The sequence below is a fragment of the Jiangella rhizosphaerae genome, from assembly GCF_003579925.1.
GTDB classification, from domain to species: Bacteria; Actinomycetota; Actinomycetes; order Jiangellales; family Jiangellaceae; genus Jiangella; species Jiangella rhizosphaerae.
Genome location: NZ_QUAL01000167.1, coordinates 1 through 20,743 on the forward strand (window position 1 = coordinate 1; position 20,743 = coordinate 20,743).

General features: G+C 73.6%; 15 protein-coding genes. 7 read left to right on the forward strand and 8 right to left on the reverse strand.

Features of this window, described 5'->3' with window-relative positions; genetic code table 11:
• A partial coding sequence (locus DY240_RS17590) for a DEAD/DEAH box helicase (RefSeq protein ID WP_407659337.1) occupies positions 1–1,381 on the reverse strand: 1,381 nt, incomplete at its 3' end.
• A gap of 237 nt (positions 1,382–1,618) precedes the next feature.
• Here DY240_RS17590 and DY240_RS17595 point away from each other — a divergent pair.
• A complete protein-coding gene (locus DY240_RS17595; RefSeq protein ID WP_199701682.1) occupies positions 1,619–2,302 on the forward strand; it encodes a ferritin-like fold-containing protein in 684 nt (227 codons plus the stop codon).
• Between the two features lie 648 nt (positions 2,303–2,950).
• Here DY240_RS17595 and DY240_RS17600 read toward each other — a convergent pair.
• From DY240_RS17600 to DY240_RS32085, 3 genes are all read right to left on the reverse strand, one after another.
• Entirely contained in the window at positions 2,951–3,178 is a 228-nt protein-coding gene (locus DY240_RS17600) for a DUF3107 domain-containing protein (RefSeq protein WP_119661161.1), read from the reverse strand.
• A 108-nt stretch (positions 3,179–3,286) separates the two neighbouring features.
• Entirely contained in the window at positions 3,287–3,892 is a 606-nt protein-coding gene (locus DY240_RS17605) for a TetR/AcrR family transcriptional regulator (RefSeq protein ID WP_119661150.1), read from the reverse strand.
• A 130-nt stretch (positions 3,893–4,022) separates the two neighbouring features.
• Positions 4,023–4,208: a hypothetical protein gene (locus tag DY240_RS32085; RefSeq protein ID WP_158602890.1), complete on the reverse strand. Its 186-nt coding sequence runs from the start codon at positions 4,206–4,208 to the stop codon at positions 4,023–4,025.
• An 81-nt stretch (positions 4,209–4,289) separates the two neighbouring features.
• Here DY240_RS32085 and DY240_RS17610 point away from each other — a divergent pair, with 81 nt between their 5' ends.
• Both DY240_RS17610 and moeZ read left to right on the forward strand, forming a co-directional pair.
• A complete protein-coding gene (locus DY240_RS17610; RefSeq protein WP_158602891.1) occupies positions 4,290–5,282 on the forward strand; it encodes an alpha/beta fold hydrolase in 993 nt (330 codons plus the stop codon).
• Positions 5,283–5,293: 11 nt separating this feature from the next.
• Complete coding sequence (moeZ, locus tag DY240_RS17615; RefSeq protein ID WP_119661152.1) at positions 5,294–6,466, forward strand: adenylyltransferase/sulfurtransferase MoeZ; 1,173 nt, start codon at positions 5,294–5,296, stop codon at positions 6,464–6,466.
• 27 nt (positions 6,467–6,493) lie between these two features.
• Here moeZ and DY240_RS17620 read toward each other — a convergent pair whose 3' ends face one another.
• Together DY240_RS17620 and DY240_RS17625 are read right to left on the reverse strand one after the other, a co-directional pair.
• Complete coding sequence (locus DY240_RS17620; RefSeq protein WP_158602892.1) at positions 6,494–8,896, reverse strand: lysylphosphatidylglycerol synthase transmembrane domain-containing protein; 2,403 nt, start codon at positions 8,894–8,896, stop codon at positions 6,494–6,496.
• A gap of 52 nt (positions 8,897–8,948) precedes the next feature.
• On the reverse strand, positions 8,949–11,336 hold the full coding sequence (locus DY240_RS17625) for a flippase-like domain-containing protein (protein WP_119661154.1): 2,388 nt from the start codon (positions 11,334–11,336) through the stop codon (positions 8,949–8,951).
• A 55-nt stretch (positions 11,337–11,391) separates the two neighbouring features.
• Between DY240_RS17625 and DY240_RS17630 the strand changes: the two genes are divergently transcribed.
• The 4 genes from DY240_RS17630 (at position 11,392) to DY240_RS17645 (ending at position 19,882) form a co-directional block, all read left to right on the forward strand.
• Positions 11,392–11,700 carry an MGMT family protein gene (locus DY240_RS17630; protein WP_119661155.1) on the forward strand — a complete coding sequence of 103 codons (309 nt, stop codon included), beginning with the start codon at positions 11,392–11,394 and terminating at the stop codon, positions 11,698–11,700.
• A 372-nt stretch (positions 11,701–12,072) separates the two neighbouring features.
• Entirely contained in the window at positions 12,073–15,231 is a 3,159-nt protein-coding gene (locus DY240_RS17635; RefSeq protein ID WP_199701683.1) for an ATP-dependent helicase, read from the forward strand.
• Entirely contained in the window at positions 15,228–18,461 is a 3,234-nt protein-coding gene (locus tag DY240_RS17640; protein ID WP_119661157.1) for an ATP-dependent helicase, read from the forward strand. The genes DY240_RS17635 and DY240_RS17640 overlap by 4 nt, the downstream gene beginning before the upstream one ends.
• Before the next feature lie 491 nt (positions 18,462–18,952).
• Entirely contained in the window at positions 18,953–19,882 is a 930-nt protein-coding gene (locus DY240_RS17645) for an NUDIX hydrolase (protein ID WP_119661158.1), read from the forward strand.
• A 106-nt stretch (positions 19,883–19,988) separates the two neighbouring features.
• On the opposite strand, the gene DY240_RS17650 is transcribed toward DY240_RS17645, so the two are convergent.
• Both DY240_RS17650 and DY240_RS32090 read right to left on the reverse strand, forming a co-directional pair.
• Positions 19,989–20,513 carry a DUF222 domain-containing protein gene (locus DY240_RS17650; RefSeq protein WP_147375378.1) on the reverse strand — a complete coding sequence of 175 codons (525 nt, stop codon included), beginning with the start codon at positions 20,511–20,513 and terminating at the stop codon, positions 19,989–19,991.
• Between the two features lie 48 nt (positions 20,514–20,561).
• A partial coding sequence (locus DY240_RS32090; protein WP_199701684.1) for an endonuclease/exonuclease/phosphatase family protein occupies positions 20,562–20,743 on the reverse strand: 182 nt, incomplete at its 5' end.

Below are 20,743 nucleotides of genomic sequence, written 5' to 3' on the forward strand. Positions count from 1 at the left end.
GCTCGGTGTGGCCGTGGCCGGTGGCCGCCGGCTCGCCGCCACGGGTGCGGCGGCGGCCGCCGCTGCGCCGCTGGGGCTGCCGGCTGCGCGCCTTGCCGGTCTCGCCGAGGTCCTCGAGCTGCTCGGCGTCGAGACCGGCGCGCGTGCGCTCGGACCGCGGCAGCGTGCCCTTGGTGCCCGGCGGGATGCCGAGGTCGTGGAAGAAGTGCTCGCTGCTGGAGTACGTCTCGACCGGCTCGGGGTAGGGGAGGTCGAGTGCGTCGTTGATGAGCTTCCAGCGGGTGAGGTCGTCCCAGTCGACGAACGTGACGGCGACACCCGACGCGCCGGCCCGGCCGGTGCGGCCGATGCGGTGCAGGTACGTCTTCTCGTCCTCGGGGCAGGTGAGGTTGACGACGTGGGTGACGCCCTCGACGTCGATGCCGCGGGCGGCGACGTCGGTGGCCACCAGGACGTCGACCTTGCCGCTGCGGAACGCCCGCAGCGCCTGCTCGCGGGCGCCCTGGCCGAGGTCGCCGTGGACGGCGGCCACCGCGAAGCCGCGGTCCTTCAGCTCGTCGGCGAGCCGCTGGGCGGCCCGCTTGGTCTGGCTGAAGATCATGGCCAGGCCGCGGCCCTCGGCCTGCAGCAGGCGCGCGACCATCTCGTCCTTGTCGAGCTGGTGAGCGCGGTAGACGAACTGCGCCGTGGTGGGGACGGTCTGCGTCTCGTCAGGGGACTCGGCGCGGATGTTCACCGGGTGCCGCATGTAGCGGCGGGCCAGCCCGATGACCGCCGCGGGCATCGTGGCCGAGAACAGCATGGTCTGGCGCAGTTCCGGCGTGAGCGCGATGAGCTTCTCGACGTCGGGCAGGAAGCCGAGGTCGAGCATCTCGTCGGCCTCGTCGAGCACCAGCACCTTGACGTGGCTGAGGTCGAGGTGACCCTGCGCGGCGAGGTCGAGCAGCCGGCCCGGCGTGCCGACGACGACGTCGACGCCCTTGGTCAGAGCGTTGACCTGCGGCTCGTAGGCGCGGCCGCCGTACAGCGTGGTGATGCGGACCTTGCGCACCGTCGACGCGGTGGTGAGGTCGCCGTTGACCTGCACGGCCAGCTCGCGGGTGGGGGTGACGACGAGCGCCTGCGGCTTGCCCGGCTCGTTGGCCAGGCCGTAGTCGCGGTCGCCGGGTGCGACGATGCGCTGCAGCAGCGGGATGCCGAAGGCGAACGTCTTGCCGGTGCCCGTCCGGGCCTGACCGATGAGGTCACTGCCGGTGAGAGCCACCGGGATGGCCATCTCCTGGATGGGGAAGGCCTCGGTGATGCCGACGCGCTCGAGCGCCTCGGCGATGGGTGGGAACACACCCAAGTCGGTGAAGGTTGTCAGGGCGTCTCGCCTCATTCGTCGCTGGGACCCCGAGGCCGCGAGACGGCGTGCACGCGACGCGCCACCGGGCCGCGCGCCGGCGATCGTTGCCGGCGGGCCCAGAGGCCGCGTGGTACGCGTACGGACGTCCGGTTCGTCCCCAGGGGGCGCCCGTTTTCGCCCGGACGCCATCTATACCATCGCCCAGTGTAACGGCAAGTGGAATGGTGTGCTGTTCACCGTCATCCACGCCACGCCGTTATCGTTGCGATCGTGAGCGCGAGCGACGCCTTCGACGACCCCGCCTACCGCGCCGGCGTCGTCGATCTGCTCGGCCTGCTGGGGCTGGGCGAGCTGATGGGGTTCGAGCGCATGGCCGCCGACGCCGGGCTGGCGCCGACGCTGGCCGACAAGGCCGCGCTGGCCGGCATGGCGGTCACCGAGTTCCACCACTTCGAACGCATCCGTGACCGCCTCGACGAGCTCGGCGCGCCGGTCGACGAGGCGATGGCGCCGTTCCGGGTGCCGCTGGAGCAGTTCCACGCCAACACCGCACCGGCGGACTGGCTGGAGGGGCTGGTCAAGGCCTACGTCGGCGACGGCATCGCAGCCGACTTCTACCGCGAGGTGGCCGAGACCGTCGACCCCGCGACGCGGCAGCTGGTCATCGACGTGCTCGCCGACGCCGGCCACGCCGACTTCGCCGTCGGCCGGGTCCGCGAGGCGGTCGACGCCGACCCCCGCCTGGCCGGACGGCTCGCGCTGTGGGCCCGCCGCCTGGTCGGCGAGGCGCTCGCCCAGGCCCAGCGGGTCGCCGTCGACCGCGACGCTCTGGCGGCGCTGCTGGTGGGCGGCGTGGACCGGCCGGGCATGGACCTCGCCGAGCTCGGTCAGCTGTTCGCGCGCATCACCAAGAAGCACACCGACCGGATGACGAAGCTGGGTCTGTCCGCCTGACGTCGGCGTCGCCCTTCTGCGTTGGCTCCGTCCCCCTGCTGCCCGATTGTCTTGGCCGCGCACGCGCGCCTCAAGTCCGCGCGCGTTGTGGTGGGGCTTGTGCTGTGGTTGGGGCGCTTGGACTTGACCCGCGCGCCCGCGGCTAAGAACGGGCAGCGATCAGGGGGACGGGGGCAGTGTGGCGACGGTCGTCTGGGGCGTCGGCCCGGTTTCTGTGTGAGTTTGGTGTCGTGGAGCGTCCACCTGGTGAGATTTCACCGTGATTTGGGGGCCATCACGAGGATTACTCCAGCGTCAACACCCCTACAGTCGTGGTGATGCTCACGGAATCCTCGTGATGTAGGCGATCGTTGATGATCATCGCCGTCCACGACCCGACAAAGCACGCGAAACGGGCACGACAACGGTGAGGCGTGCCCACATCCTCCCCGTCCCCTGATAGCTGCCCGTTCTTGGCCGCGGGCGGGTGAGTCAAGCGGTCATCGTCGCGCGAAGCGCCGTCAGTCCGCTTGGCGCGCCCGTCCGCGGCAAGAGAATGGGGCAGCAGGGGACGGGGAGCCTCGGCCAACGTCACGACCCCAGCGAACGCCAGCCAACGCCCAGGGACGGCGCAAGGCGGTCACCTTGCGCCGTCCACCGGTGCGGCGCTCAGACGGTGCCGAAGCCGACCCGGCGCTCGACCGGCTCGCCGATCTCGACGTACGTCAGGTGCGCGGTGCGGACGAGCAGCCGCCGGCCGCGCTCGTCGGTGAGGTCGAGCAGCCCTTCCTTGTCGGTCATGGCGTCGCGCACCACCCGCTCGATCTCCTCGGGCGACTGGCCGCTCTCGAGCACCAGTTCCCGCGTGGCGTTGTGCACGCCGATCTTGACCTCCACGGCCACCTCTTTCTCCCCTCGGGCCCAAGGACCTGCTCTGTCGGTGTGGTGAACCTCAGGCTAGTCGAGCCCATTCCGCCACCGTCGTGGTGTGCGCCGCGAGCGTAATCAGGCGTCGCGCTTGGGGAAGCCGCGGATGCCCCGCCAGCCCAGCGTCGCGACGAGTTCGGCGGCCGCCTCGCGCGGGATGCTGCCGCCGGAGGCCAGCCAGTAGCGGGCGGTGACCTGGGCGATGCCGACCAGGCCGACGGCGAGCAGGTTCGACTCCTCCGGCGGCAGGCCGGTGTCGTCGGCGATGATCTGGCTGATCTCCTGGGCGCACAGTTCGGTCAGGCGGTCCAGCCGCTCGCGGACGGCCGGCTCGTTGGGCAGGTCGGACTCGAACAGCAGCCGGTAGCCGCCGGAGTCGTTGTCGACGAACTCGAAGTAGGCGCCGACGGTGGCGATGACGCGCTGCTTGTTGTCGTCGGTGGACGCCATGGCCCGGTGCAGGATGGCCAGCAGCTCGTTCTTGCTGGCGTCGAGCAGGGCGATGTAGAGCTCCAGCTTGCCGGGGAAGTGCTGGTAGAGCACCGGCTTGCTGACGCCGGCGCGGTCGGCGATGTCGTCCATGGCCGCGGCGTGGTAGCCCTGTGCGACGAACACCTCGCGGGCGGCGCCGAGCAGCTGGGTCCGGCGCTGGTCCCGGGGCATGCGGATACCGCGGGCCGGCATGGCGGGCACGGTCGTCACGGCACTCCTCGGGTCGGAGATATGCCGGGATCGTATCGTTCCCGGCGGCGAGGCCTCGTCCCGAGCCGGCCGCGACGTCTCGCAGCGGCGGCCGGTGCCACACGGGGAAGCCTCAGCGGTAGTCGTCCTCGTCGAACTCGACCGGCAGGCGTTGTTCCTGCGCATCGGCGGGGTCGACGCCCTCGGGGACGTCCGCCGCGGCGTCCTCGGGATCGTCCGCGTCGTCCACCAGGTCGCGGAGCTGCTCGGTGAGATCGCCCTCGGCGACCTCGAGGTCGTCGTTCCAACGCTCTGCCACTACGCACCTCCCGGACCCGTGCCTCTCACCGACGGTACCCGCTCAGCGTGCCCACAGTCGGTGGTGTGCCAACATCGGAGTGTGGAACGGATCGAGGCCTGGCCGGGAGAGCTGCGGACGCTCTCGACCGGCCGGCGCGTCTTCGTCCGGCACACCACGCCGACCGGAGGGGACGACGGCGACGCCACGCCGCTGGTGTACGTCCACGGACTGGGCGGCTCGTCCACGAACTGGACGGCGCTCATGCGCGAGCTGCGCGACGACGCCGAGCAGTGGGCCCTCGACCTCCCCGGGTTCGGCGAGTCGCCGCCCGGCGACCACCACAGCGTCGCCGAGTACGTCGCCGACGTCGTCGCGTTCCTCGAGACGTTCGACCGGCCGGTGCACCTGGTGGCGAACTCCCTCGGCGGCATGATCTGCGTCTACGTCGCCTCGCGGCGGCCCGACCTCGTGCTGACGCTGAGCCTCGTATCGCCGGCGATGCCGCAGTACCGGCTGCCGTGGGCCGCGCAGGCGACCGCCGTCATGGCCATCCCCTGGCTGGGCGAGCGGATCCTGACCCGGCTCAACGGCATCCCCACGGAACTGCAGGCGGCGCGGCTGGCCGCGGTGCTGTTCGCCGACCCGTCCGTGATCCCGGTGGAGGAGCTGGACTTCGCCGCCGAGCAGCGGCTGCGCTGGGCGGGGCTGTCGCACTCCGAGGCCGTCATGCTGGCCGCGCTGCGCTCGATCGTCATCGAGTACACCCGGCCGCGACGGCGGTCGGCCTGGCGGGCCGCCGGCCACATCCTGCGGCCCACGCTGGTGATCGTCGGCGGGCACGACACCCTGGTCGGCTCGTGGAGCCGGGCGCGGTGGCGGCGGACGCTGCGGTATGCCCGGCTGGTCTACATGCCGAACACCGGGCACGTCGCGATGATGGAGCGCCCGCACGCCGTCGCCGAGGTCATCCGCGAGTTCGTGCGCGACGCGTCCAGGATCCGGACATCGGCGTCCACCAGGCGAACACTCGATCAGGGAATGCGACCCGCCGTGGCACCGTTGGCACAGGAAAGAACCCAAGCCTCGAACTGACGGAGCCGATCGTGTCCCTGCCTCCTCTGGTGGAGCCCGCCCCCGAGCTCACTGTCGATGAGGTCCGCCGCTACTCCCGGCACCTCATCATCCCCGACGTCGGCATGGCCGGGCAGAAGCGGCTGAAGAACGCGAAGGTGCTGGTCGTCGGTGCGGGCGGGCTCGGCTCGCCGGCGCTGCTGTACCTCGCCGCCGCCGGCGTCGGCACGCTGGGCATCGTCGAGTTCGACGAGGTCGACGAGTCCAACCTGCAGCGGCAGATCATCCACGGGCAGTCCGACGTCGGCCGGTCGAAGGCGCAGTCCGCGCGTGACTCCGTCAAGGAGGTCAACCCGTACGTCAACGTCGTGCTGCACGAGACGCGGCTCGACAACGACAACGTGCTCGACATCTTCGCCGGCTACGACCTCATTCTCGACGGCACCGACAACTTCGCCACCCGCTACCTGGTGAACGACGCCGCCGTCCTGCTCGGCAAGCCGTACGTGTGGGGCTCGATCTACCGGTTCGAGGGCCAGGTCAGCGTGTTCTGGGCCGAGCACGGGCCGAACTACCGCGACCTCTACCCCGAGCCGCCGCCGCCCGGCATGGTGCCGTCGTGCGCCGAGGGCGGCGTGCTGGGCGTGCTGTGCGCGTCCATCGGCTCGATCATGGTCACCGAGGCGATCAAGCTGATCACCGGCATCGGCGACCCCCTGCTCGGCCGGCTGATGATCTACGACGCGCTCGAGATGAACTACACGACGCTGAAGATCCGCAAGGACCCGTCCGCCGAGCCGATCACCGAGCTGATCGACTACGAGGCGTTCTGCGGCACGCTCAGCGACGAGGCCGCGGAGGCCGCCGCCGACGCCACCATCTCGGTGGCCAAGCTGAAGGCCTGGCTCGACGAGCGCGAGCGCGGCGAGCGCGACTTCCTCCTCGTCGACGTGCGCGAGCCGAACGAGTACGAGATCAACCGCATCCCCGGCGCGGTGCTCATCCCCAAGGGCGAGTTCCTCACCGGCGAGGCGCTCGAGAAGCTGCCCCAGGACAAGCAGGTCGTGCTGCACTGCAAGTCGGGCATGCGCTCGGCCGAGGCGCTCGCGGTGATCAAGGGCGCCGGACTGGCCGACGCCGTGCACGTCGGCGGCGGGGTGGCGGCCTGGGTCAACCAGATCGACCCCTCCCAGCCCTCGTACTGACGCCCGCCGTGATCATTCCGGGCGGGGTCAGAGCAGGTCGCGGCGCTGCATCTGGGTCCACAGCACCCAGCCGGGCAGGATCGGCAGCCAGAACGACACCAGCCGGAACACCAGGACCGCCGTCACGGCCGTCGTCGCGCCGACCCCGAGGGTGCTGACGCCGGCCGTCAGCGCGGCCTCGACGGCGCCCAGGCCGCCGGGGGTCGGGACGGCCATGCCCAGCGTGTTGCCGACCAGCTGGACGACGGCCATGGCGGCGAGGTTGGCCGCCCCGCCGACCGCCTTCAAGCAGGTGTAGAAGCAGAGGATCAGGCTGGCCGACTGCAGCACGATGCCGGCCAGCGCCACCAGCAGCTTGCGCGGGTTGCTGAGCACGTCGAGCAGCCGGGGCAGGCCGCGCTCGGCGAAGTCGCTCCACAGCGCTCGCATGCGCACCCGTACCGGCGGGATCAGCGCCAGCACGGCCGCGGCCGCCAGCACGATCAGCACGATGATCAGCGTGTTCAGCGACGGGTCGATGTCGGGCGCGGCCGACGACCCCGAGACGACGCCGAGGATGCCGATGACGGGGAACGTGATCGAGACGTTCGCGACCTGGTTGGCGGCGACGCTCGCCGCCGCCAGCGGCGCCGCGACGCCGGCCTTCGTCAGCACCCGGATGTTGATCGCGACGACGCCGACGGTGGCGGGCGCGAACAGCCGCAGGAAGCCCAGCGACACCTGGGCGCCGACGACCCGCCAGAACGGCACCTTCTCCGGCACGAACCCGAGCAGCGCGAACGTCGCCCCGATGTAGCTGGTGAACATCAGCACGATCGCGATGAACAGCCACCGCCAGTCGGTCTGCGACCACAGCTGGGTCAGCGACACGTCCGACAGCTGGGTGCCGACGAGGTAGACGGCGAACACCACGCCCACACCGGTGAGCAGCGACAACGGCCGCAGGCGCTGCAGCCGCACCGGCTCGTCGGGCTCCTGGCCGATGCTGCTGACCAGCCCGTCGCGCAGCTTCGTGAGCACGTCGCGGCGGCCCTTGAGGTCCAGCCGGGTCGAGCGGGCCAGCGCCACCGGCTGCAGCAGTGGGATCGCGGCGCTGACGACGTCGCGGCCGAGCACGTGGATCGCCGTCTTGATGGTGCGGTCGACGCCGACGACCAGCGCGCACCCCACCAGCGCCTGCGCGAGGTCGGCGCGGATCGCCAGCTCCGGCGCGGCCACCTCGCCGCCGGACGGGTCGAGCAGCCACACCTTGCCGGCCTCGGAGATGAGGATGGTCCGCCCGGAGATGCGCCGGTGCGCCACCTCGTTGCGGCGCAGCCGGCCCAGCTGCCGCCACAGGTCCTCGAGCATGGCGTCGCTGACCTGGTCGGCGGTCATCTTGCTGAGGATGGTGCCGGGCACGTGGTCGTAGACGATGGCGGCGGCGTCTGACCCGATCCGCAGGACGTTGCGCAGCTTCGGCGTGCGTGCGCCGGCCCGCGAGACGGCGAGGGCCTGCAGCGTGATCTGGTTGACGGCGTTGCGCATCGTCACCATCTGGCGCGGCAGCACCTCTTCGCGGGTGCGGATCTGGTCGGCCGCCCGCACGACGATGCCGGCGCCGTCGTTGTCGCGGTCGAGCACGAGGACACCGAGCGACCCCTGCGAGCTCTCGGCGATGTAACGGCGGTACTTGTCGACGGGGTCGGCGCGCAGCGACGTGACGTCGTAGCCGTTGTCGCGCAGCACGGCGGCGACCTTGTGCCCGTTGGGCGCCAGCGACGGCTGCCCGCTGACCAGCCGCACGAGCAGGCCCATCGCCCGTCCGACGCCCAGCGACACCAGCAGGCCGCCGACGGTGACCTCGCCCTGGAACAGCCAGACGGCGAAGCTGCCGGCGATGGCGAACGCGGCGACCTGCCGCGTGCGCGGCAGCTGCAGCCGCGAGACGACCGTCATCATCGCGACCAGCAGGGTGGGCATGGCGGGCACGGCCGTGCCGTCGAACCCGTCGACCACGGGCACGAAGGTGTCGTGCAGTCGCTCCGGCGCCGGCCCGGCCAGCCAGTTGGACAGCAGGGCGGCCGCGACGGACGCCAGCGCGCCCGCGGCCAGCAGTTCGACCGTCGTGCGCATGCGGCCCCGGACCATCAGCAGGAACACCAGCACGGGCGGCAGCAGCAGGCTCGCCAGCTCCGATGCCAGCGCGATGAAGTCGATCGGGCCGCTGGGGACGACGCGGTTGAGGTCGGCGAGGTCGGCGGTCAGGCTGGTCAGCGTCCGCTCGGCCACGACGGCGAGCGCCGCCAGCGCCGTCATGAGGACCAGGACGAACACCAGGCGCAGGCCGTCGATCGGGCGACGGGTACGACGGGGCAGCGGCGGCTCCTCGACCACGATCTTCCCGGCCGGAACCCGCCGCGCGCGTGTCGCCTCGGTCGTCTCCGTCATCGCAGACCGATCGTCGCATGCGGGCGGGCCGCTCATGGCGACGACCCGCGAGTCAGAGCAGGTCGCGCCGCCGCATCTGGGTCCACAGCACCCAGCCGGGCAGGATCGGCAGCCAGAACGACACGATGCGGAAGACCAGTACCGCCGTCACCGCCGCCGACGCAGGCACGCCGAGTGTGCTGACGCCGGCGGTCAGCGCCGCCTCGACCGCGCCGAGGCCACCGGGGGTCGGCACGGCGGTGCCCAGCGTGTTGCCGACCAGCTGGACGACGGCGAGACCGGCGAGGTTCACCGTCTCGCCGACCGCCAGCAGGCAGGCGTAGAAGCAGAGGATCAGGCTGACCGTCTGGCCGAGGATGCCCCCCACCGCCATGGCCAGCTTGCGCGGGTCGGTCAGCACGTCCAGCAGCCGCGGCAGGCCGCGCTCGGCGAAGTCGCTCCACAGCTCGCGCAGGCGGGCGCGGACCGGCGGGATGATCGCGACGACGGCGGCGGCCAGCAGCAGCCCGAGCACCACGATCAGCGTGCTCGACGACGGCAGTCCCGGCAACGCGTTGTAGCCGGAGATGACCGCCATCACGGCCAGCAGCGGGAACGTGACGGCGACCTGCGCCACCTGGTTGGCCGCGACGCTCGCCGCGGCCAGCGGCGCCGCGACGCCGGACTTCGTCAGCAGCCGGATGTTCATCGCGACGTTGCCCACCGTCGTCGGCGCCATGAGCCGGAGGAAGCCGATCGCCACCTGGGCGCCGACGACCCGCCAGAACGGCACCCGCTCCGGCACGAAGCCGAGCAGGCCGAGCGCCATGGTGACGTAGTTGGCGAACATCAGGCCGACCGCGAGGATCAGCCACCGCCAGTCGGTGCGGTCCCACAACTCGGTGAACGACACGTCGGACAGCTGGGTGCCGACCAGGTAGACCGCGACGACCGTGCCGACGCCGGTGAGCAGCGACAGCGGCCGGATGCGTTGCAGCCGCAGCGGCTCGGCCGGCGCGCCGAGCCGGTCGACCAGGCGGTCGCGCAGCCGGATCAGCACCTCGCGGTGGCCCTTGACCTGCTGCCGGGTACCCGGCGTCAGCGCGATCGGCTGCAGCAGCGGGATGGCCGCGCGCACGACGTCGGGGCCCAGCACCTCCAGCGCGGTGTCGACGACGCGGTCCGGCCCGGCGACGATGCTGGTGGCGGTGAGCGCCTGGGCGAGGTCGGTGCGCATCGCGACGTCGCTCGCGGCCAGCTCGCCGCCGGACGGGCTGAGCAGCCAGACGCGGCCGTCGTCGTCGACCATGATGGTGCGGCCCGACAGCCGCCGGTGCGCGACGTGGTTGCGGCGCAGGTCGCCGAGCTGGCGCCACAGGTCGGTCAGCATGGCGTCGGTGACCTGCTCGCCGCTCAGATCGCTCAGCGCGGTGCCGTGGACGTAGTCGTAGACCAGCGCCGCGGAGTCGCCGTCGATCCGTAGGACGGTGCGCAGCCCCGGCGTGCGGGCGCCGGCCCGGGCGACGGCGAACGACTGCAGCGCGATGCGGTCGATGGCGTCGCGCAGCGTGAGCGTCTGCCGGGGCAGCACCTCCTCGCGGGTGCGCAGCCGGTCGACGGCCCTGGCGATGGTGCCGGCGCCTTCGTGGTTGCGGTCCAGCACCAGCACGCTGTACCGGGCGTCGGGCGTCTCGGCGGTGAGGCGGCGGTACTCGCCGGACGGGTCGGCGCGCAGCGCCTTCAGCTCGTAGCCGGCCTCCTCCAGCGTGGCGGCGATCTTCTGCCCACTCGGCGCGAGCGACGGCTGACCGCCCACGATGCGCACCAGCAGCCCGGCCGCGATGCCGATACTGGTGGCGATCAGCAGCCCGCCGACGGTCGCGTCGCCCTGCAGCAGCTGGACGGCGAACGTGCCGGCGATGGCGAACAGCGCGACCTGCCGCAGCCGCTTCACGTCCAGCTGCGACACGACGGTGACGACCGCGACCAGCAGCGCCGGGTAGGCCGGCACCGGCGTGCCCTCGACGCCGTCGACGACCGGCACGAGGCTGTCCTGCAGCCGCTGCGGCGCCGGGCCGGTCAGCCACTCCGACACCAGCGCGGCGGTGACGGACGCGGCGACACCGGCCAGCAGCAGCTCGACGGTGGTGCGGACCCGGCCGCGGATCATCAGCACCGCGACCAGCACGATGGGGATGACGACGCCGGCCAGGTTCGCGGTGAAGTCGACGATGCCGACGACGCTGCCCGGCACCCGCGTGTTGAGGTCGGCGAGGTCGGCCGTGATCGACGTCATCGTCCGCTCGGCGATGATCGACATCGCGACCAGGCCGGTCAGGACGCCGCTCACGATGAGCAGCGACAGCACGTCGGCCGGCCGCCGGGTGCGCGGGGGCAGCGGCGGTTCGTCGACCACGATCTCGTCGGCCGACGTGCTGGGTGGGTCCTGCGGTTCTGTCATCGAAGGAGCATCGTTGCACGCCGGGTGGCCGCCGTCGGTCAGGCACCATGGGCGGATGGACGACGAGTACGCCGAGGCGGTGCTGAGCGTGGTCGAGCGGATCCCCCCGGGCCGCGCCATGTCGTACGGCGCCATCGCCGACGTCGTGGGTTCCTCGCTCGGCCGGGGCGGGCCGCGGCAGGTCGGGACCGTCATGTCGACGGTCGGCGGGACGGTGCCGTGGTGGCGCGTGGTGACGGCGGCCGGCCGGCCGCCGCGCGGGCACGAGGTGCGGGCGCTGGCGGAGTTCGCGGCGGAGGGCACCCCGCTGACGCGCGACGGCGAGCGCGTCGACCTGCGACGTGCCGCCTGGTACCCCGACTGAGACGGGGAGCCTGCGTCCTGGGTGTGGCGCGCGTCCTGGGTTTGAGTCGCGCCTTCGGGGCCGAATCGGGGGTTCGGCGGCGCCTCAGACCCAGGACGAGCTGCAGACCCAGGAAGTGAAGCGTCTTGGACGCCGCGAGTCGCCTTCTCTCGGGAGCCGTCTTCGGGGGTGTTTGGAGGCCGGTTGCGGTTATCGAGGACGGCCGACGGCGTCGAAGCCGCGGTGTCCGGCACGAGAACGGAGGGGCAGCAGGGGGACGGGGAACCGGCGAACTCGGCGAACTCTCGCGACCGGCGCGGGACCGCGACCCTGTCGGACCCGCGTGGTGAGATGAGAGCGATCGCCCGAGACGACCGAGAGGAGCCGCCGCCGGTGAGGCGTCCCGCAGCCGTGCGTCTGGTCCGCACCGTCCGGCCCGAGGCACCGCCGGTCCGCCTCGACGACGCCCAGCGGGCGGCCGTGGAGCACCGCGGCGGGCCGCTGCTCGTGCTCGCCGGCCCGGGGACGGGCAAGACCACGACGCTGGTCGAGGCGGTCGCGCATCGGGTCGAGCACGACGGCCTCGACCCCGATCGCGTGCTGGTGCTGACGTTCAGCCGCCGGGCCGCCGGTGAGCTGCGCGAGCGCATCGCCCGACGCCTGGGTCGCACCATCCGCGAGCCGCTGGCCCGCACGTTCCACTCGTACGCGTTCGGCCTGCTGCGCCGCGAGGCAGTCGCCCAGGGCGAGCCGTCGCCGCGGCTGCTGGGCGGTGCGGAGCAGGACGTCCTCATCCGCGAACTGCTGCGCGGCGACGTCGAGCAGCTGGGCGCCGACTACTGGCCCGACCACCTGCGCCCGGCGCTGCTGACCCGCGGTTTCGCCGCCGAGCTGCGCGACTTCCTCATGCGGGCGGTCGAGCGCGGTCTAGGTCCGGACGAGCTGCACGCGCTGGGACGCCTGCACGGCCGCGACGACTGGCTGGCGGCGGCCCGGTTCGCCCGGCAGTACGCCGGCGTCACGGCGTTCCGCTACCCGCCCACCTTCGACCAGGCCGAGCTGGTGCGGGCCGCCGCCGGGCTGCTGCGCGACGACCCCGCGCTGCTGCGTCGCGAGCGCGAAGCGCGGGCGTTCGTCGTCGTCGACGAGTACCAGGACAGCGACCCCGCGCAGGAGGACCTGCTGCGGCTGCTGGCCGGCGGCGGCCGCGAGCTGCTCGTCGTCGGCGACCCCGACCAGTCCATCTACGGCTTCCGGGGCGCCGAGCCCGAGGCGATCCGCCGGTTCGCCGACCGCTTCACCGCCGCCGACGGCTCGCCCGGCGAGGTCATGGCGCTGACAGTGTCGCGGCGGTGCGGGCCGCGGCTGCTGGCGGCGTCGCGACGGGTCGCCGCGCGGCTCGGCGGCCTGAGCCGGCACCGCGAGCTGCGCGCCGCCGCTTCGGCCGACGCGGGGGAGGCCGACCGGGCCTCCGTCCATCTGCTCGCCAGCGCCAGCCAGGAGGCCGCGTTCGTCGCCGGGCGGCTGCGGGCCGCGCAGTTGCTCGACGACGTGCCGTGGGACCGCATGGCGGTGCTCGTGCGCAGCGCGTCCGCCATCCCGGTGCTGCGCCGCGCGCTGGCCGGTGCCGGCGTACCGGTGAGCGTGCGCATCGAGGACGTCCCGCTGGTCGACCAGCCGCCGGTGCGGGCACTGCTGACGGTGCTCGAGCTGGCCACCGGGCTGCGCGAGCTCGACGTCGAGACCGCGCTCGACCTCATCACCGGGCCGCTGGGCGGGGCCGACGCGCTGGCCGTGCGGCGGCTGCGGCAGGAGCTGCGCGCCCACGAGCTCACCGCGGGCGGCGGCCGGGCCTCGGGCGAGCTGCTGGTCGAGGCCCTGACGCACCCCGACGAGCTGCGCTTCCTCGATGACCACGCCGTCGCGCCCGCCACGCGCATCGCCGGCCTGCTCACCGCTGCGCGCGAGGCGGCCGCCACCGAGGGCGCCACCGCCGAGGACGTGCTCTGGGCGGTGTGGACGCGGTCCGGGCTCGAGGCCCGCTGGACCCGCGCCGCGCTGTCCCGCGGCCGGTCGGCACCGGCCGCCGACGCCGACCTCGACGCCGTCGTCGCGCTGTTCGACGCCGTCGCGAAGTACGTCGACCGCATGCCCGGCGCCCGGCCCGAGGGATTCGCCGAGCACCTGCGCGACCAGCAGCTGCCGGCCGACACCTACCGCCCTGGCGGCCCGGCCACGCCGTCGGTGAGCATCCTCACCGCGCACGCCGCCAAGGGCCTGGAGTGGGACGTCGTCGTGGTCGCCGGCGTGCAGGAGGGCGTCTGGCCCGACGTCCGCGAGCGCGGCAGCCTGCTCGGCACCGAGTCGCTGGTCGACCTCGTCGCGCACCGCGACGACTCCGCCGTCACCCGGGCCAGCGCCCGGCTGGCCGAGGAACGCCGGCTGTTCTACGTCGCCGTCACCCGGGCCCGCCGGCGCCTCTACGTCACCGCGGTGTCCAACGAGGAGTCGCAGCCGTCGCGGTTCCTCGACGACATCGACCCGCTGCCGGCCGACGGCGCCGTCGAGCGGCTGGTGCAGCCGCCGGGGCGCGGGCTCGACCTCCCCGCCGTCGTCGCCGAGCTGCGCGGCGTCGTCTGCGACCCCGGCCAGCCCGAGGAACGGCGCCGCGGCGCCGCACACCAGCTGGCCCGGCTGGCCGCCGCCGGCGTGCCGCAGGCCGACCCCGACGAGTGGTACGGCCTGCGCCCGGTCTCGGCCACCGAGCCGCTCGGCCATCCCGACCAGCCGGTGCGGGTGTCGCCGTCGAAGGTCGAGGAGTTCAACCGGTGCGAGCTGCGCTGGCTGCTCAAGGCCTGCGGCGCCACCGACTCCGACCTGCGGCGGGCCGGCATCGGCTCGCTGCTGCACGACCTCGCCGAGCGGGCCGCGGTCGAGGGCTGGTCCGACGACAAGCTGCTCACCGAGCTCGACAACTCCTGGCCCGGCATCGACGCCGGCGAGGGCTGGGTGGCCGCGCGCGAGTACGGCCGGGTCCGCGACATGGTGCAGCGGCTGGGCCGCTGGCTGCGCGAGAACCCGCGCTCCATGGTCGGCGCCGAGCTCGACTTCGACGTCCGCATCGGCGACGCCCGGCTGGTCGGCCGGGTCGACCGCCTCGACGCCGACGCCGACGGGCGGCTGGTGGTCGTCGACTACAAGACCGGCGTCTCGGCGCCCACGACGGCCGAGGTGGCCGAGCACGCCCAGCTCGCCGCGTACCAGCTGGCCATCCTGCACGGCGGGTTCGACGCCCACACCGGCGGCGAGCGGCGCAGCGGGGGAGCGAGCCTGGTCCAGCTCGGCAAGGACGCCAAGGGCCAGGCGAAGGAGCAGTTGCAGGGCGCCCTTCCCGACGACGGCGAGCCGACCTGGGCGCACGAGCTCATGGAACGCACGGCCGAGGGGATGCGGCAGCCGACGTTCCGGGCCGAGAAGGGCGGCTGGTGCGGGTTCTGCCCGGCCCGGCCGTCGTGCCCGGTCTGGCCCGAGGGTGAGCAGGTGACGCCATGACGACGGTGACGATCTCGCCGACGGAGCTGGCCCGCCGCCTCGGCCAGCCCGATCCGACCCCGGAGCAGGAGGCGGCCATCGCCGCACCGCTCGCGCCGGGCGTCGTCGTCGCCGGCGCCGGGTCCGGCAAGACCGAGACCATGGCCGCGCGGGTGGTCTGGCTGGTCGCCTCCGGCCTGGTCCGGCCCGAGGATGTGCTCGGCCTGACGTTCACCCGCAAGGCCGCGCGCGAGCTGGCCGCCCGCATCCGCCGCCGGCTGGCGCAGCTGGCCGCCCGCGGACTGGTGCCGCCCGACCTCCTCGACGGCGAGCCGACCGTCCTCACCTACGACGCCTATGCCGGGCGCATCGTCGCCGAGCACGCGCTGCGGCTGGGCCGCGAGCCCGGCGCCCGGCTCATCACCGAGGCGGTGGCCTGGCAGTACTCCCAGCGGGTGGTGTCGTCCTACGACGGCGACATGGAGGCCGTCGGCTACGCGCCGTCCACCGTCGTGCAGAAGGTGCTCGACCTTCACAACGAGCTGGCCGGGCACCTGGTCTCACCGGAGCAGGTGCGCGACTACGCGGCCGGGCTGCGGGCGCGCATCGAGTCGCTGCCGAAGGCGAAGGGCCAGCGCACGAAGGACCTGCTCTACGCCGACGTCGCGAAGGGCCTGGCGGTGCAGGACGCGCGGGTGGCGCTGCTGCCGGTCGTCGAGGAGTTCCGCGCCCGCAAGCAGGCCGACGAAGTGCTCGACTTCGCCGACCAGGCCGAGCTCGCCGCCACCCTGGCCGCGCGGTTCCCCGAGGTCGGCGAGGCCGAGCGGGCCACCTACCGCGTGGTGCTGCTCGACGAGTACCAGGACACCAGCCACGCGCAGCTGGTGCTGCTGCGGTCGCTGTTCGGCGGCGGCCACCCGGTCACCGCGGTCGGCGACCCCTGCCAGTCCATCTACGGCTGGCGCGGCGCCAGCGCCGGCACGCTGACGTCGTTTCGCCGCGAGTTCCGGCCGTCCGGCGACGGCGACGGCGAGGGCGCGCTGGCCCGGCTCGACTCCCTGACCACCAGCTTCCGCAACGGCGCCGAGATCCTGCAGGTCGCGAACCGGCTGTCGCAGCCGCTGCGGGCGCAGGGCCTCGACGTCCCCGAGCTGACGGCGTTCCCCGGCCTGCCGCCGTCCACCGTCGTCGCCTCGCTGCACCTCACGGCGGACGACGAGGCCGCCGACGTCGCGCGCCGGGCCCGGGCGTTCTGGGACGCCTCCGGCGACGGCCGCACGGTCGCGGTGCTGGTCCGCAACCGCAGCCAGATCCCGCGGCTGGAGTCCGCGCTGCGCGCCGTCGACCTTCCGGTCGAGGTCGTCGGCGTGGGTGGCCTGCTGGCCACGGCCGAGGTCGGCGACGTCGTGGCGACGCTGCGGGTCGTCAACGACCCGTCCCGCGGCGACGCGCTGATGCGGCTGCTCACCGGCTCGCGCTGGCGCATCGGGCCGCGCGACCTCGACGCGCTGGCCCGCTGGGCGCGGCGGCTCGGCCGGCCCGACGAGTCCGGCGGCGTCAGGCGGCCGACCATGCGCGAGGCCGCCGCCGAGGGCATCGCGCTCGACGAGGTCGACGAGCTGAGCATCGTCGACGCGCTCGACGCGCTGCCGCAGGGCGGCGACTGGTTCTCACCCGAGGGCGACCGCCGGCTGCGCGCGCTCTCGGCCGAACTGCGCGAGCTGCGCACCCGCACCGGCCAGTCGCTCACCGAGCTGGTGCACGACGTCCAGCGCACGCTCGGCCTCGACGTCGAGCTGGCCGCCCGCCGCGGCCCGGGCGGCCGGGCCAACCTCGACCGCTTCCTCGACGTCGCGGCGGAGTTCGAGTCGCGCGGCGACGCGCCGACCCTGTCGGCGTTCCTCGCCTACCTCGACGCCGCCGAGACCGCCGAGCGGGGGCTCGCACCCGGCGAGGTCGAGGTCTCCGGCGACCGCGTCCAGGTGCTCACGGTCCACGGCGCCAAGGGCCTGGAGTGGGACGCCGTCTTCGTCACCGGGCTGGTCGACAAGGTGTTCCCGTCCGGCGGCGAGAAGCAGCGGGCCTGGCTGGGCGACCCGGGCGAGCTGCCGTACGCGCTGCGCGGCGACGCCGGGTCGCTGCCGCCGCTCGACCTCGCGGGCGTGGCCGACCAGGTGGGCGTGCGCGACGCCGTCGACGCGTTCTACGGCGATGCCGCCGCGGCGGCCCGGCTCGAGGAGCGCCGGCTGGCCTATGTCGCGGTCACGCGGGCGCGGCGGCTGCTGGTCTGCTCGGGCTACTGCTGGGACGACGCCACCCGGCCGCGCGAACTGTCGATGTTCCTGCACGAGATCAAGGTCGCCTGCCAGGAAGGCGCCGGCGAGATCGGCGTGTGGGTGCAGGCGCCCGACGACGACGACACCAACCCGCTGGCCCAGAACGTCCGCGAGCTGCGCTGGCCGTACGACCCCCTGGGGCAGCGGCGCGCGCTGCTCGAGGAGGGCGCCGCCCTGGTCCGGGCGGCCCAGGGCGCCGTCGACGGCGTGCTGTTCGACCTCGAGCAGCCGGCCACCGAGTGGGACGCCGAGGTCGAGCGGCTGCTGGCCGAGCGGGAACGGCACTCGTCGCTGCGGCCCATCGACGTCGCGCTGCCCGAGCACCTGTCCGTGTCGCAGCTGGTGGCGCTGCGCGAGAGCCCCGAGAACCTGGCCCGGGCGCTGCGCCGGCCCGTGCCGCGGCCGCCGGCGCCGCTGGCCCGCCGGGGCACGCTCTTCCACGCCTGGCTCGAGTCGCGCTGGGGCGCGCCGCGGCTGGTCGACGTCGACGAGCTGCCGGGGTTCGCCGACGACGGCGCCGCGCCCGACCGCGAGCTGGCCTCTCTGCAGGAGGCGTTCCTGCGCAGCGAGTGGGCCGGGCGCACTCCGGTCGAGGTCGAGGCGCCGTTCGAGCTGCTGGTCGGCGGTGTGCTGCTGCGCGGCCGGGTCGACGCCGTCTTCACCACCGACCACGGCGGCATCGACGTCGTCGACTGGAAGACCGGCCGGCCGCCGGCGACGGACGAGGAGGCCGCCGCGCGGACGGTGCAGCTGGCCGCGTACCGGCTCGCCTTCGCCCGGCTCTACGGCCTGCCGCTCGACCACGTCGGCGCCGCGTTCCACCATGTGCGCCAGGACGTCACCGTCCGGCCGGCCGACCTGATGGACGAGGCCGAGCTGACGGCGCTGGTGAATGCGGTGCCGGCGGCGGACTAGCCCAAGGCCGACCGCGAGGTCCCCGACGGACAGCGAGTCCCACAAGGCGAAAGGGGAGCGGCTCACGATGGTCGCCGGACCGCGCTGCCCTGCTCGGCTCCGGTCCGGCGACCATCGCGCTCCCGCGGCTCTGTCCCCGTAGAGCTTCCTGCGGGAGACCCGTCCCGGCCGCGGCGCGAGAGACGCGGCCACGGGACCTATGCCGACACTCTGGTCAATTCGGGAATGATCCTCCAGGTCACGCCACGAAGTGTGACGATCGTCGGCGTTCTGTGACGGCGCAACGACGCGATGCTGTGGGAACGGGTGATCGCCGCACGTCGGCGGGGCGCGTCAGCGGGGTGGTTCGGCCCGGTGGCGCGGCCGTCCGATGACCGTAGAAGTGCGCATCATACCTGTTCGCAGGGCGTTTGGCAGTAGAAATGACTCATTGTCTCGGCCTCGGAGATGGGCCTTGATCGGCATCGCTCGCCAGGCGACACTCCTGTCTCGTGACCCCCGCGCTGAAACCGCTGCGCCGCATCGCCGCGTACGCCGTCTGCTTCGACGAGTCGAAGCGTGTGCTGCTGATCCGGGAGTCCGTGCGGTCGGGGACGCCGGGGGTGTGGACGCTGCCGGGCGGCAGCGTGCTGCACGGCGAGCACCCGCGCGACGCCGTCGTGCGTGAGGCGGCCTCCGAGTCGGGGCTGCTGCTGCGCGCCGTCGCACCCATCGACGTGCTCGCCGACGCCCGGGCGCGGCCGCACCGCGAGGTCACCCTGCACACCGACCGCATCCTGTTCGAGGCCGAGGTGATCAGCGGCGAGCCGGAGCCGCTGTCGCCGATGGTCGACGACGTCCGGTGGGTCGGCCTCGACGAGGCCGCCACCCTGCAGCTGCGCCCGTTCGTCGCGCAAGTCCTCAAGCTGCCGCTGTCGACGGTCGACCTGCCGCCCGAGCGGATGCCGGAGCTGCCGGGCTTCCACATCCAGCAGGCGCCCGACGGACGGCACACGGTCCAGCGGTTCGCCGCGTACGGCCTGGTCCGCGACCCGCGGGGGCGGATCCTGCTCACCCAGGTGGCCGACGGCTACCCCGACGCCGGCTGCTGGCATCTGCCCGGCGGCGGCACCGACTTCGGCGAGCAGCCGGCCCAGGCGCTGCTGCGCGAACTGCACGAAGAGACCGGCCAGGTCGGGCGCATCCGCAAGCTGCTCGGCGTCGCCAGCCACCGTGAGCCCGAGCAGATCGGCCCCGAGGGCTTCGCCATCGACTGGCACGGCGTGCGTCCCTACTACGACGTCATCGTCGACGAGCCCGCCGAGGTCGTGCTGGCCGACGTCGGCGGCTCCACCGTCGGCGCCCGCTGGTTCGACCCCGCCGACGTCGCCACCCTGGCCCTGACCGCGGTCACGACGGAGGCCCTGCGCGCGATCTCCTGACCGGCTCCGGAATGATCACGTTCAGCACGAAACCTCGTGCGTCAACACGATCGCAAGCGTGGTGCGACACGCGAATTCCTGGTGAACGTGATCATTTCGGATGGGGTCAGCGGGTGGCGCCGTTCGCGCCGTCGCCGCGTGCCATGGCGTCGTCGAGCCAGCGGCGCAGCTGGGTCTCGGTGAGGGCGGGCGCTCGAGTCAGCGCGACCGCCTCGACGGCCGCGCGGGTGGCCGGGCCGAGCCGCCGGGTGCGCTCGGCGATGAGCCGGGCCTTGGGCAGCGTGATGCGCCCGTCGTCGAGGGCGGCGAGCGTGGCGGGCAGGCCGGTCACGAGGTCGACCGCCAGCGAGACGAGGTCGGTGGCGGCGTCGAGTTCGAGGTGCAGCACCTCGGCGATGGTGGCGGCGGTGGCAGGGCCCCCGGGCGGGTCGGGGCGGCCGGCCAGCTCGGCGATGACGCGGGCCTGCATGGCGTCGAGGTGGGCGCCCTGACGCTGGTAGGCGGCCGCGACACGAGGGAGGTCGCGGCGCGGCAGCGCGGGCGGCTCGAACGTCTCGAGCACGGCGTTGAGCACGGTGCCGGGGGCCAGGCCGGCCCAGGCCGCGCTGGGGTGATCTCCGGGGCGGATCATGCCGGCCACCCTATCGCACACCTGTTCGAAGAAGCGACCGAGAGTCCACTATCCGGCCGGACGCAGCACCGCCAGGACCGGCCGGTGGTCGCTGCCGCCGGCCGGGTGCAGCACGCTGAACGCCACGACGTCCCAGGCGCGGGCGTCGGCCAGGACGTGGTCGATCGGCGCGCCGGCCCATGGCGGCCAGCCGGCCGGCCAGGTGCCGGCGGCGGCCGCGTCGCGCTCGG